This window comes from Tateyamaria sp. Alg231-49, from assembly GCF_900143535.1.
In the GTDB taxonomy this organism is placed as follows: Bacteria; Pseudomonadota; Alphaproteobacteria; order Rhodobacterales; family Rhodobacteraceae; genus Tateyamaria.
The window spans coordinates 23,599-32,913 of record NZ_FRFA01000026.1 but is presented as its reverse complement, the minus strand read 5'-3'; the positions used below and the strand labels follow the sequence as shown (position 1 = coordinate 32,913).

At 54.6% G+C, this 9,315-nt stretch carries 14 protein-coding genes; 5 read left to right on the top strand and 9 right to left on the bottom strand.

The features are described from left to right. Positions 1-213: IS3 family transposase (locus DHN60_RS21175; RefSeq protein WP_159089330.1), on the top strand; the 213-nt coding region annotated here is incomplete at its 5' end. 24 nt (positions 214-237) lie between these two features. Here the strand turns inward: DHN60_RS21175 and DHN60_RS21170 are convergent. Then, on the bottom strand, positions 238-765 hold the full coding sequence (locus DHN60_RS21170; RefSeq protein WP_108839301.1) for a hypothetical protein: 528 nt from the start codon (positions 763-765) through the stop codon (positions 238-240). Between the two features lie 379 nt (positions 766-1,144). Between DHN60_RS21170 and DHN60_RS21165 the strand changes: the two genes are divergently transcribed. Further along, positions 1,145-1,606, top strand: coding sequence for a hypothetical protein (locus tag DHN60_RS21165; protein ID WP_159089329.1), 462 nt, complete (start codon positions 1,145-1,147; stop codon positions 1,604-1,606). 94 nt (positions 1,607-1,700) lie between these two features. Here the strand turns inward: DHN60_RS21165 and DHN60_RS21160 are convergent, their stop codons facing one another. From DHN60_RS21160 to DHN60_RS21135, 7 genes are all read right to left on the bottom strand, one after another. Beyond that, a complete protein-coding gene (locus DHN60_RS21160; protein ID WP_108839299.1) occupies positions 1,701-2,195 on the bottom strand; it encodes a hypothetical protein in 495 nt (164 codons plus the stop codon). Continuing rightward, complete coding sequence (locus tag DHN60_RS22870) at positions 2,195-2,323, bottom strand: hypothetical protein (RefSeq protein WP_255415602.1); 129 nt, start codon at positions 2,321-2,323, stop codon at positions 2,195-2,197. Before DHN60_RS22870 ends, DHN60_RS21160 begins: the two co-directional genes overlap by 1 nt. Beyond that, the gene (locus tag DHN60_RS21155) at positions 2,320-2,625 is read right to left on the bottom strand and encodes a hypothetical protein (RefSeq protein ID WP_108839298.1); all 306 of its coding nucleotides are present in this window, start codon (positions 2,623-2,625) and stop codon (positions 2,320-2,322) included. The genes DHN60_RS22870 and DHN60_RS21155 overlap by 4 nt, the downstream gene beginning before the upstream one ends. 112 nt (positions 2,626-2,737) lie before the next feature. After that, entirely contained in the window at positions 2,738-2,911 is a 174-nt protein-coding gene (locus DHN60_RS21150) for an AlpA family transcriptional regulator (RefSeq protein ID WP_108839297.1), read from the bottom strand. A gap of 170 nt (positions 2,912-3,081) precedes the next feature. Beyond that, positions 3,082-4,275, bottom strand: a complete 1,194-nt coding sequence (locus DHN60_RS21145; protein ID WP_108839296.1) for a site-specific integrase — start codon at positions 4,273-4,275, stop codon at positions 3,082-3,084. Positions 4,276-4,778: 503 nt separating this feature from the next. Beyond that, positions 4,779-5,000, bottom strand: coding sequence for a hypothetical protein (locus tag DHN60_RS21140; protein ID WP_108839295.1), 222 nt, complete (start codon positions 4,998-5,000; stop codon positions 4,779-4,781). A gap of 43 nt (positions 5,001-5,043) precedes the next feature. Next, the gene (locus DHN60_RS21135; RefSeq protein WP_108839302.1) at positions 5,044-5,664 is read right to left on the bottom strand and encodes a TetR/AcrR family transcriptional regulator; all 621 of its coding nucleotides are present in this window, start codon (positions 5,662-5,664) and stop codon (positions 5,044-5,046) included. Between the two features lie 303 nt (positions 5,665-5,967). On the opposite strand from DHN60_RS21135, the gene DHN60_RS21130 reads away from it, so the two are divergent. From DHN60_RS21130 to DHN60_RS21120, 3 genes are all read left to right on the top strand, one after another. Beyond that, on the top strand, positions 5,968-6,717 hold the full coding sequence (locus DHN60_RS21130; protein ID WP_108839294.1) for a 3'-5' exonuclease: 750 nt from the start codon (positions 5,968-5,970) through the stop codon (positions 6,715-6,717). A 109-nt stretch (positions 6,718-6,826) separates the two neighbouring features. Then, complete coding sequence (locus DHN60_RS21125; protein WP_108839293.1) at positions 6,827-7,066, top strand: hypothetical protein; 240 nt, start codon at positions 6,827-6,829, stop codon at positions 7,064-7,066. A gap of 9 nt (positions 7,067-7,075) precedes the next feature. Next, a complete protein-coding gene (locus tag DHN60_RS21120) occupies positions 7,076-8,245 on the top strand; it encodes a GIY-YIG nuclease family protein (protein ID WP_108839292.1) in 1,170 nt (389 codons plus the stop codon). A 413-nt stretch (positions 8,246-8,658) separates the two neighbouring features. Here DHN60_RS21120 and DHN60_RS21115 read toward each other — a convergent pair whose 3' ends face one another. After that, the gene (locus DHN60_RS21115) at positions 8,659-9,081 is read right to left on the bottom strand and encodes a hypothetical protein (protein ID WP_108839291.1); all 423 of its coding nucleotides are present in this window, start codon (positions 9,079-9,081) and stop codon (positions 8,659-8,661) included. Positions 9,082-9,315 lie beyond the last annotated feature (234 nt).

Sequence of the window (9,315 nt, the reverse complement as noted above, 5' to 3'; positions counted from 1 at the left end):
ATCAAGGACGCAACAGTGAAACGATACCACTACGATAGCCATGATCAGCTACGCACGCACCTCGTGGACTTCATGGACGCATACAACTTCGCACGCAGGCTAAAGACCCTCAACGGCCTCACGCCTTACGAATACATCTGCAAGATCTGGACTTCAGAGCCTGATCGATTCATCCTAAATCCGATCCACCAAATGCCGGGACTGAACACCTAGGGTCATGACCCATTAATCGTAGTCTCACGACCCATCGCCGCCAACCCTCCCTCCATGGCTGACATCGCCCACAATGGCCTGTCCGCCGCTCTCAACGTTCACACGCTCGACCCGGACCGTTTGTTGGGCTTTGGAGCGGTATTTCTTGAGCGCGTTCATTTGGGCCAGATACGTGCGGCTCAGGCGCGTCATTGAGCGTTCACAGGCCTCCCTCACTTGATAGTTCGTCTGGTAGGTCATGCGTTCACATAACGTGGTCATAGCCACATGCGTTGCAGTCATCTGTGCAACCAACATGGCTTCGATGGCGTCTTGAGGTTCAGTTTCTGCAAACATGGCTGAGGCAAGGTTGGCGTGCCGCTCTGCCTGTTCGCCCAAAGCCATAATGGCTGTGTTGTAGACTCCTGAAGCCGCGTCATGTGTCCTCATTCCCATCAGGTCCTGGATCTGCCAATCGGTTGGCACGTCTGCCGTGAAGTCCCTTTCGCCAGACTTGTTGATCTTGGGATGCCTTCGTGGTGGCTTCTGGATTGTGGTTGGTTCTTTGCTCATTTCGTCCTGCCTTTGCTGTAACTTCAGTCTTGGCGCGTGATTTCTGGTGACGACGGGAAATTATGTTCAGGTGGGGGTACGCCGTGTTTATCGAGCCATTCGCGGACAACACCCCAGCGGTCAGCATCCGAGGTAGAGAACCTCATGGCATCAAGGTCCATCAGAGCTTGCGCTAAGTCGAGAGGGATGGAATGCGGCCAGTTGTTCATGGTATGTTCTATATACTTTTTTGGTGTATCCTCCAGCGGAGATATACTTCTTGAAGGACCGTTTTCAGCGAAAAACTGAGATACCATTTATCGACCAAAGACAAATTGCCTGCTCGCAACCTACATGGCATGGTTTTTGCTGTGTGGACGACTCGAGTTGGAGGATTCAAGTGAACGAAGCAGAAAAGTTCGAAGCGGAGTTGTCACTGCGGAGAGAAGAGATTGAGATTGAGCGTGCGAGGCAGAAACTGGAAGCCAGCCGAATGAAATACGTCGGAGTCAGTGTTCCGCTGGTTTTGGCACTCGTCGCTGCGTTGCCGGTAGCAATCAACGGTTATTATCAGAATCAGATTGATAGAGCGCGATTGGCAGCAGAGGCCCCGGCAGATTTTGTCGTTGACAGAAAACTCATGCAGGAAGTCATCCAAAACAATACAACTGAAGAGGCGGCGGATATGCTTATGGGCATGCAGGCAGCAGGGGTATTTGGCTACATGGACGCAAAAGATGTTTTTGAGGTCTGGTTGGCTCTCGAAAGTGCATGCTACTGGAACGAAATAAAAGGTGTCTCCGTATCGCTTGTGTGCGACGTCGAGAGGTGGAACGCGGATGGCCAAGGAGATGGCAACTAAGCGAAATGCGTTCGACGAGCGTCGGCTTTTTCTCCTGCCTATGGCTAGATGTATATGTGTCATGGTTTTTGTGCATCGGAGACATTGAGAAAAATCAGCCTCCCGTCACAATTTTTAGGACAGGTTCGCCGTCGCCATTGTTCCGTGCTGACTCAGTGTCACGGTTTTTGGGACGGGCATGCACGGTTTTTGGGTGGGGCTTTTTCTTTTCGCTCCACGTCCGGAACCCGCGTGTCGCGGGTTTGCCATCCGCAGTGGGCAGCTCTTGCAGCGCCCAGAGGCTGGCCTGCCCGATACCGGATGGCCCAAGGAAGGGGGCGCGGGTCATGGCGATTAGGCCGCGTTCCTCAAGTACTGTGAAGTATGCGCCGACCGTGTTGCGGCTCACATTGATGGCAAGTGCCGCGTCCCGATAGCTGAGAATGATGCGACCATTGTTGCTGCCGTTGTAGCGCCGTTTCAGTTCGACGTAGAGCGCGCGGGGGCCAGGTTTCAGGCTGGCCCACGCCTCGGAGGCTTGCAGGTATTCAGGAAGCTGGACGTGACGCCCAGCCCCCTTTTTTCCTTTCCTGTAGGGTGTGCCTGCCATCACGGTTTGCCCTGATAGTGCAACTCGCCGAGCGCGCGCAGGACAGCGCCACTCAGGCCGAATTGGTGGTGGATTTTGCGCTCGAACATTTCGCGCGGAGTAGGGGCTTTGGTTTGCTTGCCGGTCATGCGTCAGCCCCCTCACAGCGCGCCACAGAGGCCCGCAACACGTAGCGGGCATGGGTGCCTGCAAACGGGCCGCAATGCGCCTCTGTGATGGTCTCTATGGGCACACCAAGCTGGCGCAGGTTGAACACGTACCCTGACCAGCGTGGGCCGGGTGTGTCGATGGGAGTACAGCCTTTTTTGCCCAATGAGATGAGCGCTTCAAGCGCCCACCGGTCGCGGCCTGACACCTCTATATTCCGCGTGCCGTCGGTTTCGGTGTGGATGGTGAATAGGGCGGTGCCCCAGTCGGTATTATCGGCCATATGGCCCTCCAGAGTTGATCTGCGAAGGCGCTGGGCGTATGTGAGAGGTATATCTGCCGAGATATATTCCCGCTCAACTTGCCCTGCGTCCGCGCAGAGGGTTGAGCGGGTCTTAGCCCGCGGCATGTGCCGCGATTGCGGCGTCGATATCGGCCTCTGCCCAATACAGGCGTCCGCCGATTTTCACGGGCTTGGGCAAGCGGCCCAATTCCACGTCACGGTAAATGGTGGTACGGCCTCTGCCGCCGAGTTTTGACTGAAGGTCGCTGAAAGTGAGATAGCGCATGGTGCACCCCTAAATTGGAAGGTGCCCCATTTTGTAGGCAGATACCAATTCAGAACAACAATAAATATGTCAACAAAAGCATCGAATCATCTTATTCACAGAGCGTTCACAATGAGGCTCCGTTGTATTTGCGAAGAGCTTTCCTGAAAATCTGGGAATACAAAATCGACCTAAAGGCGAATTACTTTCTGATCAATGTTTTTTGGATTGCAAATTGAGTTACCCCATTGCTCCATCAAAGCTCGCCGTTGCTCCAGAAAATCTGTCCTTCGGTAGCTCCGCTCTACCGCACCGCCGACTGTATGGCCCAGCGCGGTTTCTGCAACGTCATGCGGCGTGTTCGTGGCCTCCGCCACCCAATCGCGAAAACTGGACCGGAACCCGTGCGGGCGCTCGGTCATGCCTCGCCGTTTCATGAAATTGCTCATTGTCATGTCGGAAATTACGCCCTTGCGCACGCCGGGGAAAAGAAAGCCGTCACGGGCGAATGAAGTGGCCTCTGCAATGACGGCCTGCACCTCTTGCGACAGTGGCACGCGGAAATCGCTTGTTGCGCCCACACGGCCTTTCATGGCCTCTGCGGGGACGGTCCAAATGTCGCCATCGATCTGATCAAGATGCAGATGGCGCAAAGGGTAGCTGCGCACCGCCGTAAGTATGAGCAGGCGCAATGCCAGTTCCGTGATGCTGCCGCCGTCGAGCGATTGGTAGAAAGCTGGCACATCGCGCCAGTTGAGCGCCGGGATATTTTTGACGGTGTGGCGTTGCTTGCCCAATAGCGCCTTGGCTTTTTCCGTGGCTTGCAGGTCAACGTCCAAGCCCAGCGCCGCCGCGTGGCGCATGACTATGCTCAAGCGGTTCATGGCCTTTCGTGCTGTGTCGGCCTTATCGTGCCAGATAGGGGCCAGTGTGTCGCGGATATCGCGCTGGTCGATCTGTGAGATGGGCATCTTGCCCAGTTTGGGTAGCACATGCAGTTCAAGCGGGCTGAACCAGCGCCCAGCCTTGCCGTCGCCTTTCAGTTCGGCTTTGCGGCTCTCGAAGGCGTCCAGTGCGACATCGCGCAAAATGTGCATGTTGCTTTCGGATTCACGGCGCCGACGTTCGCGTTCCTTGATAGCGTCCTTGCCATCGCGCACGACAGCAGGCCATTTGTCGGCTTCGTCACGGGCGGCTTTGAGCGTCACGTCAGGAAAACTACCCAGTCCCATTTCATGTCTACGCCTGAAAATCGTGTAGCGCAGAAACCATTGTGCGCCGCCATCGTTACGCTTGTGAAACCAAAGCCCGCCACCATCGGAGTACTTACCGGGGGCTTTCGCTTTCAGCTCAGCGCTTGTCAGCTTGTGTTTGGGAAGGGCCATTTTCTATCCACCTCACTATCCACCCCCATATGTGGGGTGTGCTGGGGCAGAATGGAATAGGGTGGGGCAGTCTAATTCATGTTTTATTGGGGCAGTTGCAGAATACCCTATACCACGGTGCACCAAGATATAGGTATTTGATGCCGTGTGGGGGCACCATAAAAATCAATGACTTAGCAGGTTTTCGGGAGCGTCGGCGCAGACCGTTTTTCACTCTAGGCTACCATCAGGCTACCTGAGGCGGTAAGGTGGCGCGAGGGCGGCGCCGGTCGATCTGCATTATCTGCGCCACGGCCAGCTTTGGCACGAAGACACCCGCGCCGTCCTATCTGACCTCCTTCGCTCCCTCGGCCCGATGGTGCTCAATCCGGCATCGGGTGCTACAAAATTTCGCCGTGGCCTTGGCGGACACCCGCTCGCCGCAGGTGGCGCAGGCCCGAGGGTTGTAGTGGTCCATGACGGCCCGCTCAGCGCGTTTTCGCGCCCCGCCGCAGGATCCTTCTTCACCGCACCAGGCCACGGTCTTTTGCAACTTGCACCAGCCGGTCATATGCCGGGCCGAAGCCTTCCAGATTGGTGTTCCTGGCGTAAACTGTGCAGTACGGCCATTCTCTTTGGTAATCTTTTGCGTACATCGTTCCACTCTTTAGAGCCGCGATTTGCTGGCGCGTGGATTTGCCGTTCAGCGAAACACCATCGGGTTCGACGATGGCAGTGATGACCAACCAGTTACACCGGGTCCGTGGTGCATTAGCCAAGGGCCGACAACTACAACCTCAACAGCATCCTGACCTGCGCCATGATCTCTTCGACGCAGTCATCTATCGAAGCACCGTCATAAACGGCAGGCCGTAGCCCCATTGTGTAGATCGCAAATATTGCCCGTATGGCACGGTCCAGATCTAGGGCCGCCATCAACTCACCCGAAGCCACCCCGTCTTTGAGCACTTGCCGCGCCGGTGTGAGGGCTTCGACCAACTGTTCGCGGTTCTCCGCTTCGGTCTCCTGCGGCCATGCCCAGAAGTAGGATTGCATGACGGCAAGCAGGGCCGGGTCTTTCAAGTCATGCTCAGCGAAGGACCGGACGATCCGCTCCAGCCGTTCGATGACAGTCCCACCCTGCTGGAGAAGCTCAGTGACTTCTTCTGTTTGCGCGGCATTGCTTTCGTGGATGATCTGATAGAGCAACCCCGCCTTGGCGTTGAAATGCACGTTGATCATCGAGTGCGACACACCCGCCGCACGCGCGATGTCTGTGACGCTGACGTTGTGGTAGCCGTACTCTTCAAACAGCTTCTTGGCTGCTCTGATCAGCGCCGATTTGGTCTTGGCGCTCTGCTTATCTTTGAGTGTTGGCCCGCTGGGCCTTCTGCGTGTTTTTTTCATCATATCAACGATATAAGTTTGATCGTTAGAAACGTCCACAACTTTTTTCACTTATTTTACACAAACAATGTTGACGTAAATGATATCGCTACCTATATGCCTTGATGTCGAAGGGCTGGATCGGAAGTTTTTGCAACGAGTAGCCCAAGTTTGTGTCCCAGTAGCGGAACGGCCCTTCGGCATTGAACAACCAGCATCCTCGCCAACAATAAGGAGCACTCAACGCCGAAGTTTAAAGCGAAGATTAGCCCGGACAAACCCACGGTTGCTCCATAAGCCCGAGCAACTCAACATCGGACAACCATTATGAAAAAGTTCATCGCTCTCGACGTAGAAACCACTGGCTTCGACCATGAAGTTGAAAGCATCGTGGAAATCGCACTCTTTCCGTTTGGGGAAAACGACGACCTTTCCAGCAACCGTGAAGCGGTTTTGACTAAGATCAATCCGGGTCACCCGATTCCCCGTGAGGCGACCAACGTTCATGGGATCACAGATGCCGACGTTGCGAATGCTCCGTTCTTCAAGGATGTTGCCGACGCGATTTTGGAATTCATGGATGGTGCGATCATCGTTGGCCACAACGTCATGTTCGACATCAAGTTCCTGCGCGAGGCATTTGCCCGTGCTGGTATCCAGATGCCATATTTCGAAGTCATCGACACTGTCGAGATTGCTCAGCGGACTTGGCCGGAAGCTCGGAACCACAAGCTGAAGACCCTGACTTCTCTGCTTGATTTAGATCACAAGGCACACTCGGCACTGGATGACGCTCGAGCCTGCGCTCAGGTGTATTTTTCTGCTCAGATCTGGAAGAAGAAAGGAATTGGTGAAAACATGGATATCAACGAGTTCCGGACTATCCGGAGATATGGTTCGCAGGGTACCGAGGCTGTTCTTCGGAACCGCAGTCCTGAGCCTGCCACTGTTCAGAAGAAATTCCCTGACATGCGGCCCGATCCTGTTCAGGCGAAAAAGCCCGAGGAAACCTGGATTTTCTCGACTGTCATTTTCAGCGCACTTGCAGTGTTTATTTTCATTCAACTGGCTGGGTAATTTAAGCGTGGGTGGGGCCTAGCTGTTCCAACCCGGATGATCACATTGACCCTCGTCGGTCTGCCCTGTTCAGGGCAAGATCGATTTTGATTTAGAAAGTGGAAACAAGATGGGAAACTACCCCGAAACCACACAGGCTGTGCTGCCCGGAACCAAGCAAATGTTTGTGCTTGAAATGCTGCATGGTGAAGGAACGACGAAACAGCAAATTGCCGATGTTTTGAAAATTTCGGCTCACAAGGGTGCTTACCCTCTAATTCAGGACCTTCGGCACGAAGGTTATACGATCAACAAGTACACGAACGAAGGCGGCGTTGCCGTGTTCTATACCAATCAACAGCCTGCTTGAGTCAAAATAATGTTCATCACTCGCAAAACCCGAAAAGCTAAAGAAGAACTGGCGAAGCTGCAAACCGACATCACTCGGCTGCAAACGGAGCAAAAAGCGCTGGAAAAATCGACCGAGAAGTCGCGTAAGTCCTTTGCTTCGGTCAATAACCAAATCACAGACGCCAAGTCGCGCCTGAAGTCGTACTTTGACGACAATCTGGCCTACGAAATGGACGGTGAATTCCAGAGCGCGTATGGCCATATCAAAGACACCGCCCTTATCACCAAGATGCGCAAGATAGAGCGTGAAATGGATCAGATAAATAAGTTCAATGGTGTCGAAAATTGGTACATCAACGACAGTGCCAGTGAAGGTCGAAAAGCCGTCAAACAGACGAAGCAAGCCATGTTGGCCTTCTACGATTCAATGGTCAAGGATGCCATTGACGCTATGACGTGGCGCAACGGTGCAGCCAAACTGAAATTCATCGAAACAACTGCCGTGAATCGTGCCGAAAAGCTGGGCAAAGCGATGAGCCTCTGGTTCAACTACGAGTACATCAACAAGCGCGTTGAACTGGCAGAAATGACCTATCAGGCACGTCTGAACGAACAGGCGGAACGTGAGGCCATCAAGGAACAGGCCCGCACGGAACGTGAACAGCGTAGGCTCGAAATCGACGCACAAAAAGCGTTGAAAGAAGAACAGAAACTGCAAACGCTGCTGGACAAGGCCCGCGCCGAACAGTCGGATCGTGTGGCTGAACTGGAAGCCCAACTCGCCGAAGCACATGCTAAAACGGAACGTGCGAAATCGATGGCTGAACAGACCAAACGTGGCTTCGTCTACATTATTTCGAATGCCGGTGCCTTTGGTGAAGATGTCGTCAAGATCGGACTTACGCGCCGCCTCGACCCCTTTGATCGTGTCAAGGAACTTGGTGACGCGTCAGTACCGTTCCGCTTCGATACACACGCTATGATCTACAGCGAAGACGCACCCGCACTGGAAGCCGCATTACATCGCCGGTTTCAAGACAACCGCGTCAACATGGTCAACAACCGGAAAGAATTTTTCCACATTGACCTGAACACACTGAAGTCGTTCCTGACCGAGAGTTATCCGACCGTGAACTGGTGGGATGCTGATCCGAACAACGAATTCGAGCACACGAAAGCAATGCAAAAAGCCGCCTAACGTCCCTCAAACCCTGCGAAGAAGGCTTATCCCCTTGAAGCCGGATCTCCATCTTGATTTGCTCAGGGCGGGCCGTGGAGCCTGCTTTCGGCATGTGACGGGGTGATTAACGAGAAGACAGGTCGGTGCTAGCGGGGTGCCGAGAGCGCTACTGAAGTTTGCCTGTCGAGCGCTTTGATCACAAGCGGTTCGTACCGAAGTTCTTACAGGCCGCGGGGTCCGCAGTTTGGTATCACGTCGCAAACCAGCATTGCCGCTGCTCGTTCGTTCAACGAGACAAGGAGTGTCTGTTGATAGAACATCGGGATCTGCTTTTCGCCGCTCGAGCTCGCGTTGGGCCTCGTCGCGGATCTTGGCAACCGCGGCGAGATACGCCTGTTGTTCGGGTCGGCCTGGTCGTTGCCGATCGGCGGTCATTCCCATCTTCCAGACTGTTTCTGTGTGGCGCGATCTACAGCAGAGACGGTATCTTTGGCTGTGGCGCTGGATCTATCGCCAGCAAGACGAAGACCGTTCAGAGCGCCGCGCATAGCGCGGCTTTCGGCTCGCGCCTCGCTTTGAAACTTCAGATAAAGTTGCGAGTCGCCCGCTTCGGCGGCTTCGGCGGCAAACACCCGGGCCTGGTGTTCAGCCTGGTGCGCCATCGCAGCCGCGTCGATCAACGATTCCGCTGCAGGCGTGACGCCAGCGTGACTTATTTCGACCTGACGGCGCAGCCGTCGCCAGAATGGCCGATGCTCCTCGGATAGATGACTTGGTGGCTCGGCCACGCCAAATGCTCCGCCGTTGAGCGGGGTGACCTTCGGTTTGGTCGTGGACTTGGTCGGTTTTTCCATAACGAAAAGTTATTACAAAATGCCAGATCGATAAATACTTTTGTTGAGCGGCGAAAACTTAGCCCAATCCGCTATACAGCGTTGCCCCCTGCGCGGTGGCTGCACCCCCGCGGGCTTTTTCTCAGAAATAGCCCCCCGGTTTCAATCGGGGTGGGCCGGAGAGCGATCGATGGTGAGGTCGACTGGGACAAGTGGCTGTATGCACAGGAAGCGGCATTTGCAAAGTCGCGGGTC

What these genes read in the sequence shown, in the direction of transcription:
- DHN60_RS21170 (WP_108839301.1), bottom strand. Translation starts at nt 765, where the DNA reads ATGAGCAAAGAACCAACCACAATCCAGAAGCCACCACGAAGGCATCCC.
- DHN60_RS21160 (WP_108839299.1), bottom strand. Translation starts at nt 2,195, where the DNA reads ATGGCAGGCACACCCTACAGGAAAGGAAAAAAGGGGGCTGGGCGTCAC.
- DHN60_RS22870 (WP_255415602.1), bottom strand. Translation starts at nt 2,323, where the DNA reads ATGACCGGCAAGCAAACCAAAGCCCCTACTCCGCGCGAAATGTTCGAG.
- DHN60_RS21155 (WP_108839298.1), bottom strand. Translation starts at nt 2,625, where the DNA reads ATGGCCGATAATACCGACTGGGGCACCGCCCTATTCACCATCCACACC.
- DHN60_RS21150 (WP_108839297.1), bottom strand. Translation starts at nt 2,911, where the DNA reads ATGCGCTATCTCACTTTCAGCGACCTTCAGTCAAAACTCGGCGGCAGA.
- DHN60_RS21145 (WP_108839296.1), bottom strand. Translation starts at nt 4,275, where the DNA reads ATGGCCCTTCCCAAACACAAGCTGACAAGCGCTGAGCTGAAAGCGAAA.
- DHN60_RS21135 (WP_108839302.1), bottom strand. Translation starts at nt 5,664, where the DNA reads ATGATGAAAAAAACACGCAGAAGGCCCAGCGGGCCAACACTCAAAGAT.
- DHN60_RS21130 (WP_108839294.1), top strand. Translation starts at nt 5,968, where the DNA reads ATGAAAAAGTTCATCGCTCTCGACGTAGAAACCACTGGCTTCGACCAT.
- DHN60_RS21125 (WP_108839293.1), top strand. Translation starts at nt 6,827, where the DNA reads ATGGGAAACTACCCCGAAACCACACAGGCTGTGCTGCCCGGAACCAAG.
- DHN60_RS21120 (WP_108839292.1), top strand. Translation starts at nt 7,076, where the DNA reads ATGTTCATCACTCGCAAAACCCGAAAAGCTAAAGAAGAACTGGCGAAG.
- DHN60_RS21115 (WP_108839291.1), bottom strand. Translation starts at nt 9,081, where the DNA reads ATGGAAAAACCGACCAAGTCCACGACCAAACCGAAGGTCACCCCGCTC.